This window comes from Roseateles sp. P1_C1_2 (assembly GCF_056406535.1).
On record NZ_JBFUAB010000008.1, the window covers coordinates 74,381 to 90,724 of the forward strand.

The 16,344-nt window shown below is 67.9% G+C and carries 19 protein-coding genes; 11 read left to right on the forward strand and 8 right to left on the reverse strand.

What is annotated here, in order from left to right; genetic code table 11:
• The first annotated feature begins 25 nt into the window (after positions 1 to 25).
• From AC1D2H_RS09480 to AC1D2H_RS09490, 3 genes are all read left to right on the forward strand, one after another.
• On the forward strand, positions 26 to 517 hold the full coding sequence (locus AC1D2H_RS09480) for a hypothetical protein (protein WP_478010766.1): 492 nt from the start codon (positions 26 to 28) through the stop codon (positions 515 to 517).
• A gap of 79 nt (positions 518 to 596) precedes the next feature.
• Positions 597 to 1,310, forward strand: coding sequence for a YebC/PmpR family DNA-binding transcriptional regulator (locus AC1D2H_RS09485; RefSeq protein WP_477932365.1), 714 nt, complete (start codon positions 597 to 599; stop codon positions 1,308 to 1,310).
• Positions 1,311 to 1,367: 57 nt separating this feature from the next.
• Entirely contained in the window at positions 1,368 to 1,664 is a 297-nt protein-coding gene (locus AC1D2H_RS09490) for a hypothetical protein (RefSeq protein WP_477932363.1), read from the forward strand.
• A 54-nt stretch (positions 1,665 to 1,718) separates the two neighbouring features.
• On the opposite strand, the gene AC1D2H_RS09495 is transcribed toward AC1D2H_RS09490, so the two are convergent.
• A complete protein-coding gene (locus tag AC1D2H_RS09495) occupies positions 1,719 to 2,594 on the reverse strand; it encodes a hypothetical protein (RefSeq protein ID WP_478010767.1) in 876 nt (291 codons plus the stop codon).
• 112 nt (positions 2,595 to 2,706) lie between these two features.
• Between AC1D2H_RS09495 and AC1D2H_RS09500 the strand changes: the two genes are divergently transcribed.
• The gene (locus tag AC1D2H_RS09500; protein ID WP_478010768.1) at positions 2,707 to 4,566 is read left to right on the forward strand and encodes an AfsR/SARP family transcriptional regulator; all 1,860 of its coding nucleotides are present in this window, start codon (positions 2,707 to 2,709) and stop codon (positions 4,564 to 4,566) included.
• 19 nt (positions 4,567 to 4,585) lie between these two features.
• Here the strand turns inward: AC1D2H_RS09500 and gcvA are convergent, their stop codons facing one another.
• Positions 4,586 to 5,515, reverse strand: coding sequence for a transcriptional regulator GcvA (gene gcvA / locus AC1D2H_RS09505; RefSeq protein WP_477932357.1), 930 nt, complete (start codon positions 5,513 to 5,515; stop codon positions 4,586 to 4,588).
• Between the two features lie 141 nt (positions 5,516 to 5,656).
• Between gcvA and AC1D2H_RS09510 the strand changes: the two genes are divergently transcribed.
• The 6 genes from AC1D2H_RS09510 (at position 5,657) to AC1D2H_RS09535 (ending at position 9,376) form a co-directional block, all read left to right on the forward strand.
• Entirely contained in the window at positions 5,657 to 5,905 is a 249-nt protein-coding gene (locus AC1D2H_RS09510; protein WP_477932355.1) for a DUF2917 domain-containing protein, read from the forward strand.
• Positions 5,902 to 6,453 (forward strand): N-acetyltransferase family protein, encoded by a 552-nt coding sequence (locus tag AC1D2H_RS09515; protein WP_478010769.1) that lies wholly within the window; start codon positions 5,902 to 5,904, stop codon positions 6,451 to 6,453. Before AC1D2H_RS09510 ends, AC1D2H_RS09515 begins: the two co-directional genes overlap by 4 nt.
• A 151-nt stretch (positions 6,454 to 6,604) precedes the next feature.
• Complete coding sequence (locus AC1D2H_RS09520) at positions 6,605 to 7,507, forward strand: alpha/beta hydrolase (protein ID WP_478010770.1); 903 nt, start codon at positions 6,605 to 6,607, stop codon at positions 7,505 to 7,507.
• Positions 7,508 to 7,512: 5 nt separating this feature from the next.
• Positions 7,513 to 8,493 (forward strand): LLM class flavin-dependent oxidoreductase, encoded by a 981-nt coding sequence (locus AC1D2H_RS09525; RefSeq protein ID WP_477932375.1) that lies wholly within the window; start codon positions 7,513 to 7,515, stop codon positions 8,491 to 8,493.
• A gap of 240 nt (positions 8,494 to 8,733) precedes the next feature.
• The gene (locus tag AC1D2H_RS09530) at positions 8,734 to 8,943 is read left to right on the forward strand and encodes a hypothetical protein (RefSeq protein ID WP_477932349.1); all 210 of its coding nucleotides are present in this window, start codon (positions 8,734 to 8,736) and stop codon (positions 8,941 to 8,943) included.
• 82 nt (positions 8,944 to 9,025) lie between these two features.
• Positions 9,026 to 9,376: an RNA recognition motif domain-containing protein gene (locus AC1D2H_RS09535; protein WP_477932347.1), complete on the forward strand. Its 351-nt coding sequence runs from the start codon at positions 9,026 to 9,028 to the stop codon at positions 9,374 to 9,376.
• Between the two features lie 99 nt (positions 9,377 to 9,475).
• On the opposite strand, the gene AC1D2H_RS09540 is transcribed toward AC1D2H_RS09535, so the two are convergent.
• On the reverse strand, positions 9,476 to 11,317 hold the full coding sequence (locus AC1D2H_RS09540) for a biopolymer transporter ExbD (RefSeq protein ID WP_478010771.1): 1,842 nt from the start codon (positions 11,315 to 11,317) through the stop codon (positions 9,476 to 9,478).
• Positions 11,318 to 11,456: 139 nt separating this feature from the next.
• On the opposite strand from AC1D2H_RS09540, the gene AC1D2H_RS09545 reads away from it, so the two are divergent.
• Positions 11,457 to 12,749 (forward strand): NAD(P)/FAD-dependent oxidoreductase, encoded by a 1,293-nt coding sequence (locus tag AC1D2H_RS09545; protein ID WP_478010772.1) that lies wholly within the window; start codon positions 11,457 to 11,459, stop codon positions 12,747 to 12,749.
• Here the strand turns inward: AC1D2H_RS09545 and AC1D2H_RS09550 are convergent.
• Genes AC1D2H_RS09550 through cyoC form a run of 5 tightly spaced genes read right to left on the reverse strand, consistent with a single transcriptional unit; the run spans position 12,742 to position 16,337 of the window.
• A complete protein-coding gene (locus tag AC1D2H_RS09550) occupies positions 12,742 to 13,302 on the reverse strand; it encodes a response regulator transcription factor (RefSeq protein ID WP_477932337.1) in 561 nt (186 codons plus the stop codon). The genes AC1D2H_RS09545 and AC1D2H_RS09550 overlap by 8 nt on opposite strands.
• Positions 13,302 to 14,627 (reverse strand): ATP-binding protein, encoded by a 1,326-nt coding sequence (locus tag AC1D2H_RS09555; RefSeq protein WP_477932335.1) that lies wholly within the window; start codon positions 14,625 to 14,627, stop codon positions 13,302 to 13,304. Before AC1D2H_RS09555 ends, AC1D2H_RS09550 begins: the two co-directional genes overlap by 1 nt.
• Entirely contained in the window at positions 14,624 to 15,331 is a 708-nt protein-coding gene (locus tag AC1D2H_RS09560; protein ID WP_478010773.1) for an SURF1 family protein, read from the reverse strand. Before AC1D2H_RS09560 ends, AC1D2H_RS09555 begins: the two co-directional genes overlap by 4 nt.
• Positions 15,328 to 15,714 (reverse strand): cytochrome o ubiquinol oxidase subunit IV, encoded by a 387-nt coding sequence (cyoD, locus tag AC1D2H_RS09565; RefSeq protein WP_477932331.1) that lies wholly within the window; start codon positions 15,712 to 15,714, stop codon positions 15,328 to 15,330. Before cyoD ends, AC1D2H_RS09560 begins: the two co-directional genes overlap by 4 nt.
• On the reverse strand, positions 15,714 to 16,337 hold the full coding sequence (cyoC, locus tag AC1D2H_RS09570) for a cytochrome o ubiquinol oxidase subunit III (protein ID WP_477932329.1): 624 nt from the start codon (positions 16,335 to 16,337) through the stop codon (positions 15,714 to 15,716). The genes cyoD and cyoC overlap by 1 nt, the downstream gene beginning before the upstream one ends.
• Positions 16,338 to 16,344: the final 7 nt, after the last annotated feature.

Genomic DNA, 16,344 nt, shown 5'->3' on the forward strand with positions numbered 1-16,344 from the left:
TGCGAGAAGGCGCCCAGATATGGCAATGTCTCACTGGCTCATCGCTCTACTTGTCTTGCCTATGACGATGGCTTGCGCCGATCCCGCAGGTTCAGTCGCCCGTTGCAACGGGGATCCCGACTGTTTGCAGACCGAACGGTTGATCCCGCATTTCGTCAAGGAAAACAACATCCCCGAAGCCGATGTGCGAGAAGCGCTTAACAACTGCGATCTCGACCGCAACATTCGCTTTTGCCAGTGGTTCTATCGATTCGGCGCAGAGATCAAGGTGAAGGAGCAAATGGCGCGGCTTGTCAGCACGACGACAAAGACTTGTGCAAGCCGAGTCCTTGCACGCCAGCGCCAATGGGAGCGGATAGAAAGAAAGCGATGCGAAGACGAGGCGACGGAGGACACGGGCTATTGGGGCCGGCGTCAACATGAACTCCTGGAAATTTGCCTTCGGACGGCGAATGATCAGCGCGGCAAAAGGCTGAACTCCATCGCCAAATGCTCGCCCTGCAGCCTTTGCGAATAGCCCAATCAAGCTCCCCGTAAAGTAGCGCCCCTCGGCGGCGTCACGTCAAGCCGCAATCACAGATCAGACAGGACACCCCATGGGCGCGCAATGGAAAGCCAAACACAAGGACATCGCCGCCAATGCCAAGGGCCGGCTCTTTGGCAAGTTGGCCAAGGACATCATGATTGCCGCGCGCAGCGGTGCTGACCCCAAGGACAACGCCCGGTTGCGGCTGGTGGTGGAGCAGGCGCGCAAGGTGTCCATGCCCAAGGACACGCTGGACCGCGCCATCAAGAAGGGTGCCGGCCTGACCGGCGAGACCGTGCACTTCGAGCAGGCCATCTACGAGGGCTTTGCGCCGCACCGCGTGCCGGTGATGGTGGAGGTGCTGACCGACAACGTGAACCGCGCCGCGTCGGACATGCGCGTGCTGTTCCGCAAGGGCCAGCTCGGCGGTGCCGGCTCGGTGGGCTGGGACTTCGACCACCTCGGCATGATCGAAGCCGAGCCTGCTGCGCCCGGGGCCGACGCCGACATGGCGGCCATCGAGGCGGGCGCCCAGGACCTGCTGCCGGCCGACGAAGACGGCGTCACCGTCTTCCTGACCGACCCGGCCGACCTCGACCTCGTCAGCCGCGCTCTGCCCGCCCAGGGCTTCACGGTGCTCAGCGCCAAGCTGGGCTACCGCCCCAAGAACCCTGTCGACCCGGCCAGCCTCAACGCCGAACAGCTCGAAGAGGTGGAGAGCTTTCTCGCCGCACTGGACGACAACGACGACGTGCAGCACGTGTACGCCGGGCTGGCGGGCTGAGACAGCGCTTCTGGGCGGCGCCGGCCACAGCTTCCCTTGACGCTGCTCAGGGTCGAAATGAATCTGCTGATTCGGTTAGGCATCCTGATCAAGAAGGCGGTACTGGCCGTGATCGGCGTCGCCTGCATCGCCGCAATTTTCTGGGGCATCCTTTACAAACTCTGGCTGCCGTTCACACCGCTCTGGTTAGACGAGATTTCCATTGCCGTCATCCCGCTGGCACTCTTGACCGCTTGGATGCTGAGCAGGTCGGCCAACAAACAGAGTGCCGACAAAGATGTGGATCCCGCACCAGCCGTACCTGATGCAGCGGCGCAACTTGCAAGCGACGATCAGCCTCCATCGCATTTGTGATGGGAAGGCTTGGCGTGCAGCTGCGAGATCTCATTCAAAGCCTGACGAATTCGCTCATTCGCCTTCAGGTCCAGCGCCGCTTCGCCGTGCCAAGCGCATGCCGCCCAGACTGACCAACCCGGCAAGCATCAACGCCCAACTGCCGTTTTCCGGCACGGCGTTCACCATCAGTCCGCGGGCCGACGTCAGGGTGTAGCCGGCCGGCAGCGAGTATTCGATGCGCGCGCTGAAGCTCAGGGATGTGTTCAGGCTGGACAACCCGAACTCGAAGCCGCGTTCGAAAGGCGTGCCGACCACCGCTGTGAACGAGGCAGCATCCACGCGATGGAGGATGGGCTGAGTGACGCCGCCACCGAAGGTTGCGGTGCGACCGAAGGCGAGCACGTCGCGGGACGGGTCATTGCTGATCCGATCGGCGTACGAATTCGCCGACGCACTCGGCGCTGGCGAGCGCTTGCCGCTGATGAAGGTGTAGCTGGTCAGCACAAAACCTGAACCGTTCCGAACCGTGGTGCCATCGAGGGTGACCGTGACGCCGACCTGCACCGTGGGCGTCGGCCCCGTGATCATGAACTGGTCGAACTGGACGGCATCGATGACGGAGGTTGGCACCGTGGAGCGGGTCGACGTGACGGACAAGTGCATGTCCATCCCGTTGACGAAGACATGGGCGCTGCCGCTCGAAGGGCTGCCGTAGTAGTCGGCAAACGAAGCCGTCAGGTCCGCGCCATTCGTCAGCGTGCACGACACGGAGTCGCCGCCCAGCGGCAGCAGGCCGGTACACGTCGAGTGGTCGGAGACGAAGTTGATTTCGCGGGTGACGCCCGATGCCAGCGGCAGCGCCCACGCGGCCCCACTGCAGGCGGCGGCAAGAAAGGCGACGGCCGTCACGGCCACCGAGCGCCTTGCGTGTTGGAGATCAGTGTTCATTGCAACTCCCAGGTATGCCGCCGGCAGGGCGCTGGCTGCGTATTGATGATGAAAGGCGCGCCCAGCCCACGCCACCCACAAATGACCCACAGCACGGGCTTAGCATGCAGCGATGAACCCGTCGCAGCCCGAAGCGGCAGCCGCGCAGCGGTCGGGTGAATTGCTGGATGCCCTGCGCGCGCTGTCGGCCCAGGCCCCGGGCGCGCTGGACAGCGCGGCGGCGCTGGCCCTGCGGGCGCAAGCGGACGGACAGGCGCCGCTCGCCGCGGGAGCCGCTGGCCTGGTGGTGCTGGTGGAGCATCTGCAGGCGGCCGCCTACCGCCACGCCATGGCCATGCTGGGCGTGCTGGCAGCCGTCGGCCCCGACGCGGCCGGTACCGCGACCGAGGGCCTGCTGGCCTGGGCCGGGGCCTCGATCGCGCATGACTACGGCGTGCTGCCCTCGTGGCCGCCCGCCAAGGCGGCCCTGTTGATGGAGCGCGCCCGCGGCACTCCCACAGACGTGTCACTGGCGCTGGCCTGCGCGCTGGGTGAGCTGTGCGAGCGCCACGGCGAGGACGCGGAGTTCGAACTGCTGTTCGCGCAGGTCGCGTCCCTTGAGAAGCAGCCGGACGCCTCGCCCTTCTGGCGCGGCCATTGGGCCATCACCGCGGCCTGGCATCTGAGCGCCTTCGCCAAGGTGGACGAAGCGCGGGAGCGGCTGGTGCTGGCGCAGCAGCTGGCGGCCGAGCACCAGCTGCCGGGGCTGGCCGCCGTCGCGGCGCTGCAGCGGGCACGCCTCGTGGAGTGCACCAGCGACCCCGCTGCGGCCTTGGCCCTGGCAGCCCAGGCCGCGGCCGCGGGCGATGCGGCCAGCACGCCGCTGTGGTGGGCCGATCAGGCCGATGTGCGCTGCCGCGTGGCCCTGCGCGCGGGCGACTTCCACGCCGCCCTGGGCCACGCCCGGCGTGCCTTGGGCCATCTGCAGATGAGCGGCGCCTGGCCCGGCTACCAGGTCACCTACCTCGTGCAGGAGGGCTATGCGCTGATCGGCTGCGGCAATGCGGAGGAAGCGGCCGGGCGCTTTCAAGGCTTGAGCGAGATGCAGCTGCCGCGCTATCTGGCGGCACGCCTGCGCTGCCTGGCGGACCTGACCGCACTGATCGCCGTCGGCCAGCGCCAAGGCTGGCACGCCCTGCCGAACGCCGCCCTGGCCCGCGTCATGCGCACGCTGCGCGAACTGGAATGGCCCGGCGTGCTGCCCCTGCTGCCGCTGCACATCGGCCAGATCTTCTGCCAGGCCCTGGTGCATGGCACCGAGACGGACTGGGTGCGCTCGGCCATCCGCACGCGCCGGCTCGCGGCACCGGCCGGGGCGCCCGAGACCTGGCCCTGGTCGGTGACGATCCGCGCACTGGGCGGCTTCGAGGTGGGCACCGACGATGGCGGCGCCCCAGGCCGCTCGGCGGAGGGCCGCAAGGCCGCCAGCAAGCCGCTCGAACTGCTGCGCTATCTGGCCTGCCGCGGCAACGAGGCCAGCTCGACCGAGTCGGTGGCCCGTGAGCTGTGGCCCGGCGACGGCCGGGAAGGTCGTCAGAAGGCCTTCGAGGTCACGGTCGCGAGACTGCGCCGGCTGCTGGGCCACGATGCTGCCCTGCTGGTGCAGGACCACGGCATCCGCCTGAACGCGGACTGCGTCTGGATTGATGTGCAGGCCCTGAACGACCGCCTGACCGAGCACGAGCACGCACCCGCCGGCAGCACGATCGCATCAGCGGCCCTGGAAGCCGCGCTCAAGCTCTACCGCGGCGCCTGCCTGGCGCTCAGCGAGCAGGCCTGGGCGCTGGCCGCGGCCGAGCGCTCGCGGGCCCGCCTTGCCGCCGCACTGCTGCGTGAGGCGCGCGATCCGGGCACCGCCCGGGCCCGGGAATGGCAGCTGCGCGCGCAGTCGGCCGACCCTGGCATCGCGAGCCACTTGAACGGCGCGGGCTGAGCCCGCCGCGCCCAAGCGATCAGGCGGGCAGGGATTCGCCGGCGCATTGCGCCAGCAACCACTGCTCGAAGGCCTTGACGGCCGGCCGATGGCGGGCCGCCGGGTCGATGATGAGGCGATAGGCCCGCGCCGAGGCGATGCCGGCGTCGAAGGGCGTGACGAGTTGCCCGCAGGCCAGCAGTGCATCGACGAGGGGGCGGCGCCCGAGCGCCACGCCCTGCCCCGCCACCGCGGCGGCAATCGCCTCCGAATAGCTGGAGAAGCTCAGCCGTGCCGCCGGACGCAGATCGGCCAGGCCCCAGGCCGTCAACCAGGGCTCCCACTCGGCCGGCATGCCGGCGCTGTCGCCGTCCATGGCCAGGTGCAGCAGCGTGTGGCGCGCCAGGTCGGGCGGCTCGCGCAGCGGCAGGCCCAGTTCCCCCACCAGGCGCGGGCTGCAGACCGGCAGCATGGCTTCGGCAAACAACTGCTGTCCCTGGACCGCACCGATGGGGCTGTACCGGATGGCGAGGTCGAAGCCCTCGCTGGCCAGGTTGCGGTTGCCCAGGCCCGCGTCCAGGCGCACATCGATGCCCGGGTGCGCGCGTGTGAAGGCCGTCAGCCGCGGGATCAGCCACAGCGACGCGAAGCCCGGCGTCGTCGTCAGCGCGAGCACTTGGCGCTGGTGGGGTTCGCGCACTGCCCGCACGGCCACGCGCAGCGTGTTCAGGGCCGTCGAACAGGCGGCGTACAGGCGCTGGCCGTCCTCCGTCAGCGCCAGCGCCCGGTGGCGACGCTCGAACAGCGTCACGCCGAGTTCGTCCTCCAGTGCACGCATCTGGCGGCTCATGGCCGATTGCGTGACGAAGCGCTCCGCGGCGGCCTGCGTGAAGCTGAGGTGGCGCGCGGCCGCCTCGAAGGCGGCCAGCAATTGCAGCGGCGGGAGATGGTCGACCGGCTTTGTTGACATGAGCTGAAGGAATGCGAAGCCTTCCAAATCATCGTTTGTCGGCACAGCGTGGAACCGTCACTATCCGCCCCAGACGGCCCCGGCGCAAGCATGCCAACCCGGCATGCAGCCAAGACCGGATCCCGGCCCGAGGAGCAAACCATGCTGATCGACGTCCCCCGCACCCGGCTGCTGCTGCAACGCGGCCAGATCTCCCGCCTGCCCGAGGCGCGCGCCACCCATCTGTGCAGCGCCTCCGGCACCTTGTGGATCACCATCGACCACGACACCCGCGACATCGTGCTGGAGCCCGGCCAATGTTTCGTGGTGCAGAGCGACGAGGCCGTCACCGTCAGCGCGCTGAGTGGCCCGGCGGTGCTGGACCTGCGGCCGGCCGAGGCGCGGGTGTGAACACGCTGCTGGCAGCGGCGGCGCCCGTCGCCACCGAGGCGCCCGAGCACTGGCGGCTGAGCGGCGGCCAAGAGGTCGGCCTGCGCCTCATCGCCGCGACCGACGCCGCCGCCGAACAGGCCTTCTTCAGCGCGCTGTCACTGGACTCGCGCCACAAGCGCTTCCATGTCGGCCTGCGCGAGCTCAGCCCCGCCTTGCTGAAGCTGCTGACCGAGGTCGACCAGAGCCAGCATGTGGCCTGGGTGGTGGAGTCCCGCGAGCCCGGCCACCCCGTCATCGCCGACGCGCGCTATGTGCACGATGTCGACCGCCCCGAGCGCGCCGAGTTCGCGCTGGCCGTCGCCGACGACTGGCAGGGCCGCGGCCTGGGCCGGCGGCTGATCGCCCACCTCGCCGCTCATGCAAGCCGCCATGGCGTGCAGCGCCTGCACGGCGACATCCTGGCCGACAACCGCCGCATGCTGGCGCTGATGCGCGAGTTCGGCGCGCGCCTGACCCCGCATCCGGATGGCCCGCAGCTGGTGCGCGCGGTGCTGGACCTGAGCTGAGCGGCCAGCCAACCGGCAGCGACGAAACACGGGTGCCCCAGCCCGGCGACGCTCGGGCCGCGCGACACTGCAGGCTGGGCGCATCAACCTACCGCTTTGCAGCCTGTGCGCTGACAAGCCCGTCACCCTGTCGCGGGCAGCCTTACGTCGCATGAATCGCATCCTCTTGATCACCCTGTTGCTGGCCCTGGGCGTCGTCGTGATCAGCCTGGCCGCCGGCGAATGGCTGACCCGGCCCGCCCGCGCGGCTCTCGGCGCACCGCCGCCCGGCGTGCCTGGCGAAGCCCTGCGCATCCCCTACGGCGATGGCCAGCAGGTCAGCGGCTGGTTCCTGCCCGGGCGCACGGACGAAGGCGCCGTGCTGTTGCTTCACGGCGTGCGCGGCAGTCGACTGCAGATGCTGGAGCGCGCGCGTTGGCTGCAGCGCGAGGGCATTGGATGCCTGCTGATCGACCTGCCTTCCCACGGTGAGAGCAGCGGCGACCGCATCAGCTTCGGTCGCCGCGAGGCCTTGGGTGTGCAGGCCGCGCTGGGCTGGCTGCGGGGGCGCCTGCCGGGCGAGAAACTGGGCGGCATCGGCGTGTCGCTGGGCGGCGCCTCGCTGCTGTTCGCCGACCGCCAGCCCGAACTGGACGCACTGGTGCTGGAGTCGGTCTACCCCACCATCACGGACGCCGTCCAGGATCGGCTCACAAATCGCCTCGGCCCGGCCGGCGCCTGGGCCGCGCCGCTGCTGTTGCTGCAGATCCCGCTGCGCCTGGGCCTGGGTGTGCACGAGCTGCGGCCCATCGAAGCCATCCGCAGCGTTCGCGCGCCCTTGCTCGTGGCTTCGGGCACCGAAGACCGCTCCACGCGCTGGGTCGAGACCGAGCAGCTCTTCAATGCCGCGCCCGAACCCAAGCAATTGTGGGCAGTGCCGGGCGCTGGCCATGAGGACCTGCGCGACTTCGACCGCCAGGCTTATGAGGCCCGCCTGTTGCCTTGGCTGCAATCACATCTGCGCAAAGCCCCGGTCGCATGGGGCGAAACCGATCTGGGCAAGATGGCGGCATGACCGCCCTGCCCCCGCTCTCCATCCTCGACCTGGCGCCCGTCGTCGAAGGCGCCACCACGCGCGAAGCCCTGCTGAACAGCCTGGACCTGGTGCGCCTGGCCGACGAACTGGGCTACACGCGCTACTGGGTCGCCGAGCATCACAACATGGAAGGCGTGGCGAGCTCGGCCACCGCCGTGCTGATCGGCCAGCTGGCCGCGGCATCCCGACGCATCCGTGTCGGCGCCGGCGGCATCATGCTGCCCAACCATGCGCCGCTGACCATCGCCGAGCAGTTCGGCACGCTGGCCGAACTCTTCCCTGGCCGCATCGACCTGGGCCTGGGCCGCGCGCCGGGCACCGACCGGCCGACGATGCGCGCGCTGCGCCGCAGCCTGGAAAGCACCGGCGAGGATGGCTTTCCCAACGACGTGCTGGAGCTGCAGTCCTATCTCGCGCCGGCGGACGCCGAGGCGCCAGTGCGCGCCGTGCCAGGCCAGGGCACCGAGGTGCCGATCTGGCTGCTGGGCTCCAGCCTCTATTCGGCCCAGCTCGCCGCCTACCTCGGCCTGCCCTTTGCCTTCGCGTCGCATTTCGCGCCCGAGATGCTGATGCAGGCCCTGCAGATCTATCGCAGCACCTACAAGCCCAGCACCCGGCATCCCAAGCCGCATGCGATGGTCGGGCTCAATGTCATCGTCGCGCCGACGGACGAGGAGGCGCAGTTCCTCTTCACCTCGGCCCAGCAGCGCTTCCTCGGCATGGTGCGCGGCCGGCGCGGCAAACTGCCGCCGCCGGTGGCGAGCATGGACTCGCTGTGGTCGCCCGCCGAGGCGATGCAGGTCGAGCGCATGTTGAGCGAATCCATCGTCGGCTCGCCACAGACCGTGCGCGCCGGCCTGGCCGCCACCAGGGAGCGCACGCAGGCCGATGAGTTCATCGTGGCCTGCGCCGTGCACGACCATGCGCTGCGGCGGCGCTCGTACGAGCTGCTGGCGGGGCTTTGACTGGCATCGGACACAGCCCCATCAACACCCGAAGAAATATAAATTCTCGGAAACATATCTAAATAGATATAATCCGCGGTCGCCGCGCCATTCCCAATGGCCGTTCGCGCCCACCCAAGGCGCGATTAGCGAACTTCCACGCGTTATTTGCCGGCAAAACTGACCGCGCGAAGACGTGCCCCGGCGGGCGATTCAAGCCCGCAGTTCTGACTGAACAAGATTTCGAACAACACCATCCCCATGGGCAAGTACGTCGTTTCGCCCGCGACACACCCGACCGACTGTGGCCGCTTTCGCGCCTCGTTCTCGGTTCGCCCCGCCCAGGGCAACGAAGGTTGTCGCCGCGTATTCCGCTTCGACACCACCTTTGCCTCACGCGAAGCTGCGCGGCTGTACGCCGTCACCCAGGGCTGGCTTCAAGCGTGCATGCCGCTACCTAACGCGTGCTGACGTCCCACTCGCTGCGAACTGCCGAGTGCAGATTCGCACAACCGCGCCCAGACCGTGCGCAAACACTCAGAAAGGCTCAACCATGAGCAGCAAGATTTACGTGGGCAACCTGCCCTACTCCGTGACCGATTCCAGCCTGAAAAGCAACTTTGCCGAGTTCGGTGGCGTTTCCTCCGCCAAGGTCATGATGGACCGGGAAACCGGCACGTCCAAAGGTTTCGGCTTCGTCGAAATGGCTTCTCCTGAAGTCGCCCAGGCCGCCATCTCGGCACTGCACGGCATGACCGTCGATGGACGCTCCATCGTCGTGAGCCTGGCCCGTCCCCGCGAAGCCAGCAAGGATTCGAGCGGCTACGGCGCGAATGGCTACACCGCCACCAAGCGTTCGGATGTCGGCTACGGCACGGGTGGCTTCGGCGGTGGCCGCTACTGAACCCAGCGGCTCTGCATGAAAGACCGGCTCTCCCGAGCCGGTTTTTTTTCGCCCGATCCGGACCTGGCGTTCAACCGCGTGCCCAGGGCTACATCGAGCTCAGGCCCAAATACTGGGCGGCCTTCCATCTGCCGTCTGCGCGAGGATCTCCCTCGTGGACTCGGCGATCCGATGTGCGGGGACATGGGACAGGACCTGGTGCGCAAATGCGGGCAGTCCCATCAGCATCGCGGAGATACGAATCGTCGCCCCTTGCTGGGTTCTGATCCTGAACCACTTCATCACCGAGGCGTACTCGACGCTGCTCACCTCCTCCCATCTGAGCTTCCCGCGGCGCCCCAGCAGCCGTCCAAACTCAAGCCCATCGGGTGTCAGGCGATGTCGGGCCAGGAAGTAGTCGCCGATCATGGGCAGCGACATCAGGGAAAGGAACAGGAACAGCAGATCCGTCCAGACGCTGGTCGTCTCGTTCTTGCCAATGGTGTTCGATATCAAGCCGAGGGCCGCAAAGAGAACGAAACCGACGGTGCCGATGACGAGGGTGCTCGGAGGGTGCCGCATGTCATCGCCGAGCTGCTCCGGTCGCTGCTTCATCCGGCTTCGAGCCACCCAACCCATCACGGCCGCCATGAGGACGCCCCAGGTCGTCCATTGAATGATGGGCACCCACCATGACTGACCTGTTCGCCCTCTGCCCGAAGCCGGTTGGCCAGCTTTCTTGTACCAAACCGAGAAGCTCAAGAAGTCGGACTGAAATGCCTCCCCTGCATCCTCGGCGAGCCTCAGAGCCTCGGCGGCATGGGCCGCCGCAGCTGCGTCATCACCTTGGTAGAAGGCGACATCCGCACGGTCTTCGCTGACGATGGCTTCGAGCCAGCGCCCAAGCTGCATCGTCACGCCGCTGGCTTTGGCCTCTCGGACAAACGCATCCATCTGCTCGTGGCTTCCATTCCATTTCGGCGCGAGACTGATCAGATAGCGAGCCCGCGCGAAGAGATTGTCTGGAAGCAGGCTGTTGGCGGCGTCGAGATAAGCGCGGGCGCCTTCGCGATCCAGCTCAAACTGCGCAATGTTCAGCAGGTGCACAACCGTGACGTATGACCTGGGGTGCTGCCGCAATGCTGCGATCAGGTCCTGCTTCGCTCGAGCATGCATCTGTGTCATGTACTCAAGGTCCGCCGCCCGTGTTTGACGGGCGTACCCCCGCCCCCTGCGGAATTCCCCCAACTTCCTGAAATAGATGCCCCGACTCAGACGCGCCAGGGCTGAGTCGGGCCGCTGCTCGATCCACGCGGCGAAGTCGTCAGACAGCGTGTCCTCCTTGCGATAGAACGGGTAATAGGCACCTATCAGATCGCGCTCGCTCAACTCGCGCCGTTCGAACCTGGATTCGACTTCTTCGTAGTGGCGCTCCAGCTCGGAGAACTCATGGGCTCTGAGCTTCGCGATCACGTCCGTGCTGCCGGCTTGGGCGCTCGGCAGCAGGATTGCACTCAACAGCAGACACCGGATCAGTCCGGCCCTCAAGGAGGCGGCCCAGCTCGCGAACCCCACAGCCCCCCATCCGCATCGCATGCTTCGAGTTGCATGCCCGGTCGCGTCGATAGCGCAGCATTTCATCGACGAGCACCCGAGGCTGATGGCGTGCCCCCCTGAGGAGGCCGGCGTGTCAGGCCAGTCCGTGACAAAGCGCAGACGAACCAAACCAGTCTCTTCCACGATCTTCATCACTGGCGCCATCTGGGCATATGAAACCTTGTCGCTGCCTGACACGTGGAGTTGCACGTCGGGATGGGCGGCCTTGAGTTCGAGAAGCCGCGCGCGCAGATCCGATAGCGCGACGGGCTTGCGTTGCAGCGTGCAGCGCCCGTCGTCGGCGACCTTGAGACTCGCGTCGACAGGTTTCGAGAGCGCGGTTGCAAGCTTTTTGGGTGCGGTCATAGGCAGAGATCGATACAGCCCGTCGATCCGAAGGCATCGGGCATGCGACTCTGCCCGCCACCTCTTTCAGCTGCAACGGTGCGTATTCACCGTCTATGCGCCAGACTACATTGAGTCCCCGCCGACCTGAAGCCAGCGCATGCAAACGGAGACCTATTACGCCGCCACGGCGCCTCGCCTGAGCTTCCCACCCCTCGCCGAGTCGTCCACCAATGTCGAAGTGGCCGTGCTCGGCGGCGGCTTTGCCGGCCTGGCCACCGCGCGCGGCCTGCAGGAGCGCGGCATCGCCAGCGTCGCGGTGCTGGAGGCGCAGACCATCGGCCATGGCGCCTCGGGGCGCAATGGCGGCTTCGTCTTCGGCGGCTACAGCCGCGACGCGGCAGACCTGGTGAGCGACCTGGGACTGGCGCCGGCGCGCGAGCTCTATGCCCACAGCCGCGAGGCCGTCGCGCTGATCCGATCACGCATCGAACGCCATGCGATCGCCTGTGACCGCGTGGAAGGCGGTGCCCTGCTGCTCAACTGGTTCAAGCACAGCCCACGGGCCGAGCGCCAGCTGCGCGACCAGGCGCGCTGGCTGCGCGAGAACTTCGGCGTCGTCTGGGACGAGATCGAGCCCACGCAGGTGCGGCAGTGGCTGGACACGGAGCGCTACGGCGGCGCGCTGATGGAACGCGATGCCTTCCATTTCCATCCGCTGAAGTACGCGCTGGGCCTGGCGCGCGTCATCGAGCAGGCCGGCGGCCGGGTGCATGAGCACAGCGCCGTGATGGCCATCGACCGCCTGCCTGCCGGTGGCTTCGAGCTGCGTACCGCGCAGGAGGCCTCGATCCGTGCCGCCCAGGTCGTCGTGGCCGGCGGCGCCTATCTGAAGACCTTGCTGCCGGCCTTGACGGGCGCGCGCCTGCCGATCGCGACCTATGTCATCGCCACCGAACCCTTGCCGCCGGCGCTGCGGCCGATCCGCACGCCGGCAGCGCTTTACGACAACCGTTTCGCCTTCGACTACTACCGGGCGCTCGCCGACCACCGCCTGCTGTGGGGCGGCCGCATCTCCATCCAGGAGCGCGACCCGGCGCGCATCGCCCAGATGCTGCAGGCCGACCTGCTCAAGGTCTATCCGCAGCTCGCCGCGGTACGCATCGAGCATGCCTGGGGCGGCCTGATGAGCTATGCCCGCCACAAGATGCCGCAGATCGGCCAGCTCGCGCCGGGCCTGTGGTTCGCCCAGGCCTTCGGCGGCCATGGCGTGGCCCCGACGACGGTGGCTGGCGAGTGGCTGGCCGACGCCATCAGCGGCCGCGCGGATCTGCCGGCGGCCCTGCAGCGCTACGGCTTGACGCCGGTCTTCGGCCAGGCCGGCCTGCTGGCGGCCCAGGCCACCTACAGCTGGGCCGAACTGCAGGACGCACTGAGAGAGCTGATCACTTGATGCGCTGCTTCTCGAGCTTGCGCGCCAGCGTGCGTCGGTGCATGCCCAGGCGGCGGGCCGTCTCGCTGATGTTGAAGTCGGTCTCGGCCAGCACCTCGTGGATGCGCTCCCACTCCAGCGTCTTGATGGACGCCGTCTGACGCTCGGTGACCTCGACGTCGGCATCACCCTGCCTGCGCGCAAAGGCGGCCTCGATGTCGTCGGTGTTGGCCGGCTTGGCGAGGTAGTGGCAGGCACCGAGCTTGATGGCCTCGACGGCCGTGGCGATGCTGGCGTAGCCCGTCAGCACGACGATCAGCACCTCCGGGTCCCAGCCATGCAGGGCTTGCACACAGGCCAGGCCCGAGGCACCGCCGGCGAGCTTCAGGTCGACGACGGCGTGGCCCAGTTCCTCGTCGTCGGGCAAGGCGTCGAGCAAGGCCTTCATGTCGTCCAGCCCGGTGGCGCGCACGACGCGCCAGCCGCGGCGCTCGAAGGAGCGGGTCAGCGTGTGGGCAAAGCTGTCGTCGTCCTCGACGATGAGCAGCAGGCGGTCGGATTCAGCGGCGGACATCAGCGGCGTGGCAGCAATGAGGCCATGGGCAGGGTCAGCACGACCTCGGCGCCGCCGCCCTCGCGGTTGCGCGCCTCCAGCCGGCCGCCCAAGGTGCGTGCCACGTTAACCGACAGGAAGAGGCCCATGCCACGGCCGGGCTGGCCCTTGCTGCTCTGGTAGGGCTCGCCGAAGTGCTTGAGGCGCTGGGCGTCGAAGCCGGGGCCGTTGTCGCGCACGCACAGGCGCAGCGTGGCTTCGTCCGGGCAGGTGGCCACGAGGGTCAGCGGCATGCCGGGCGCAGCCTCCAGGGCGTTGTCCAGCAGGTTGGCGACGACCTGTTGCAGCGCGCTGTCCGAGATGATCTCGACCTCGGGCAGGTCCTTGTTGCGAAGGGCCAGGTCGGCTCCTGCGTGGGCTGCCCGCCAACTCTTGGCCAGGCCTTCCGTGAAGGCCTGCAGCGTCGTCAACCGTGGCGCCTCGCCGCGCATTTCGCCGGCCGACATCAGGATGCCGGTGACGATGGCCTTGCAGCGCAGGATCTGGCGCTGCATCTCCTCGATCTCCTCGCGCAGCTCGGGCTCGGCGGCAAAGGGGGCCATATGCGCCCAGTCGCCGAGGATGACGCTGAGCGTGGCCAGTGGCGTGCCCAGCTCGTGCGCCGCACCGCTGGCCAGCAGGCCCATGCGCACGATGTGCACTTCCTCGGCGGCGCGCTGCTGCAGCTCGGCCAACTCGGCGTCGCGCTGGCGCAGGTTGCGGTTGATGCGCACGATGAAGACGCTGAGCAGGCCGACGTTGAGCAGAAAGCACAGCAGCAGGCCGCCAAGGTAGTTGGGCGACAGCGTCGTCGGCGAGGAGGTATCCAGCAGCAGCGGGCGGTGCCACTGCGTCAGCGCGACAAAGCCGGTCAGCGTGCTCAGCACGATGACACCAAGGTAGGCCGGCCGCAGCAGCACAGAGGCGACGGCCACCTGCAGCAGATAGAGGTAGATGAAGGGGTTGTCGCTGCCACCGGCCAGGTAGAGCTGGCCCGTCAGCACGCCGACGTCGACGAGCAGCGCGATGCAGAGCTCGATCTGCGAGACCGGCTGCGTGAGCTTGTTGCGCCAGATGCTGAAGAGGTTGAAGACGACGAGGATGCCGAGCAGACTCAGCATCTCGGCCCAGGGCAGCGCGATGGCGAGGCCCACGTGCACGACCAGCACCGTGGCGAGCTGGCCGCCCACCGCCAGCCAGCGCAGCTCGATGAGCTGGCGCAGGTTGGCACGGCCGGCGCGGCGCTCGGGCGCGACGATGACCGGCTCAGCGGGTTCGGCGGTGGGGGTCAGCGGCGTGGGGTTCAAGGCAGGGAGCGGCGGCGCTCTTCGCGGAGCAGATAGATGGCGGCAGCCGCAGACATGGCCGCGAGCGCCAGCCAGGTGATGGCGTAGACGGCGTGATTGTTGGCGAAACGGATCACCGTCAGGCCGGGGCGCGGATAACGCAGCGGCTGGGCGGGATCGGCGGACTCGTCGACAAAGAAAGGCGCGACCGTACCGCGGACGCCAAGCTGGGCCGCGATACCGGCGACGTCACGCGAATACCAGCGCCCCTCCGCGGGCACGTTCTGGCGCAGCGGGCCGCCGCCGGTTTCGGTCAGGCGCAGCAGGCCCGTCAGCTCGACGGCGCCGGCGGGCGCGGCATGCCGGTCGGGCGCGCGCTGCTCGGGCGGCACGAAGCCGCGGTTGATGAGGACGGCCGTGCCGTCGTCCAGGCGCAGCGGCGCCAGCACCCAGTGGCCACCGCCCAGTTCGGTCGTGGCCTGCACCAGCACCTCACGCGGCTCGAAGCGGCCGTGCAGGCGCAGGCGGCGGTATTCGTCGGCCTTCGATACCGAAACCGATGCGGCTGGCGGAGACACCGGCTCCGCATGAACCTGGCGCTCGACGCGGGCAATGAGATCTTCTTTCCAGCCGAGGCGCTGGAACTGCCAGACGGCCAGCGCGAGGAAGCCCACGCTGGCCAGCGCCGTGGCGACGATCAGTGCCAGGCGCGCCGCGCGGATCACGGCATGTTGCGCATCGCGGCGGGATCGGGCGTCGGCATCATGTTGGCGTTCATGTGATACATGACCCAGACCGAGCCGGACAGCATGATGACGACCAGGGCGCCGGTGAACAGCAGCGCCAGCAGGGACCAGCCCTGCTCGACCTTGGCGTTCATGTGCAGGAAATAGATCATGTGCACGACCATCTGCACGGCCGCGAAGCCGAGGATGACCAGGCCGGTGAGCTTGGGCGTGGGCAGCACCTTGCCCATGACGAGCCAGAAGGGAATCGCCGTCAGGATGACCGACAGCATGAAGCCGACGGCATAGCCCTTGAAGCTGACGTGGAAGTCGCCTTCGCCGTCGTGATGGTCGTCGTGGTGATCGTGGGCATGGTCGGCCATCACAGCACTCCCATCAGGTAGACGAAGGTGAAGACGCCGATCCAGACGACGTCCAGGAAGTGCCAGAACATCGACAGGCACATCAGGCGGCGGCGGTTGGCCGGCGTGAGGCCGAGCTTTTGCACCTGCACCATCAGCGTGACCAGCCAGATGCAGCCGAAGGTGACGTGCAGGCCGTGGGTGCCGACCAGCGTGAAGAAGCTGGACAGGAAGGCGCTGCGGCCGGGGCCGGCGCCCTCGTGGATGAGGTGATGGAACTCGAACAGTTCGATGCCGAGGAACCCCAGGCCGAACAGGCCCGTGATGGCCAGCCAGGCCAAGACCTGGTTCTTGCGCTTGGCCTGCATCGCGATCATCGCGAAGCCATAGGTGATGGACGAGAACAGCAGCAGGCCCGTGTTGACGGCCACCAGCGGCAGGTCGAAGAGGTCGGCGCCCGACGGGCCGGCCGCGTAGTTGCGGCCCAGCACGGCGTAGACGGCGAACAGCACCGCGAAGATGAGGCAGTCGCTCATCAGGTAGAGCCAGAAGCCCAGCATGGTGCTGGGCTGCGGGTGGTGGTCACCCGTGTCGTAGAAGACGGGCGCGGCGCCGTTGACGTGAGAGGTCACAGTTGCAGTCATGTCAGCG

Excerpts from the sequence above, each read along its gene's own strand:
- AC1D2H_RS09480 (WP_478010766.1), top strand. The coding sequence starts at position 26 with ATGTCTCACTGGCTCATCGCTCTACTTGTCTTGCCTATGACGATGGCT.
- AC1D2H_RS09485 (WP_477932365.1), top strand. The coding sequence starts at position 597 with ATGGGCGCGCAATGGAAAGCCAAACACAAGGACATCGCCGCCAATGCC.
- AC1D2H_RS09490 (WP_477932363.1), top strand. The coding sequence starts at position 1,368 with ATGAATCTGCTGATTCGGTTAGGCATCCTGATCAAGAAGGCGGTACTG.
- AC1D2H_RS09495 (WP_478010767.1), bottom strand. The coding sequence starts at position 2,594 with ATGAACACTGATCTCCAACACGCAAGGCGCTCGGTGGCCGTGACGGCC.
- AC1D2H_RS09500 (WP_478010768.1), top strand. The coding sequence starts at position 2,707 with ATGAACCCGTCGCAGCCCGAAGCGGCAGCCGCGCAGCGGTCGGGTGAA.
- gcvA (WP_477932357.1), bottom strand. The coding sequence starts at position 5,515 with ATGTCAACAAAGCCGGTCGACCATCTCCCGCCGCTGCAATTGCTGGCC.
- AC1D2H_RS09510 (WP_477932355.1), top strand. The coding sequence starts at position 5,657 with ATGCTGATCGACGTCCCCCGCACCCGGCTGCTGCTGCAACGCGGCCAG.
- AC1D2H_RS09520 (WP_478010770.1), top strand. The coding sequence starts at position 6,605 with ATGAATCGCATCCTCTTGATCACCCTGTTGCTGGCCCTGGGCGTCGTC.
- AC1D2H_RS09530 (WP_477932349.1), top strand. The coding sequence starts at position 8,734 with ATGGGCAAGTACGTCGTTTCGCCCGCGACACACCCGACCGACTGTGGC.
- AC1D2H_RS09535 (WP_477932347.1), top strand. The coding sequence starts at position 9,026 with ATGAGCAGCAAGATTTACGTGGGCAACCTGCCCTACTCCGTGACCGAT.
- AC1D2H_RS09540 (WP_478010771.1), bottom strand. The coding sequence starts at position 11,317 with ATGACCGCACCCAAAAAGCTTGCAACCGCGCTCTCGAAACCTGTCGAC.
- AC1D2H_RS09545 (WP_478010772.1), top strand. The coding sequence starts at position 11,457 with ATGCAAACGGAGACCTATTACGCCGCCACGGCGCCTCGCCTGAGCTTC.
- AC1D2H_RS09550 (WP_477932337.1), bottom strand. The coding sequence starts at position 13,302 with ATGTCCGCCGCTGAATCCGACCGCCTGCTGCTCATCGTCGAGGACGAC.
- cyoD (WP_477932331.1), bottom strand. The coding sequence starts at position 15,714 with ATGGCCGACCATGCCCACGATCACCACGACGACCATCACGACGGCGAA.
- cyoC (WP_477932329.1), bottom strand. The coding sequence starts at position 16,337 with ATGACTGCAACTGTGACCTCTCACGTCAACGGCGCCGCGCCCGTCTTC.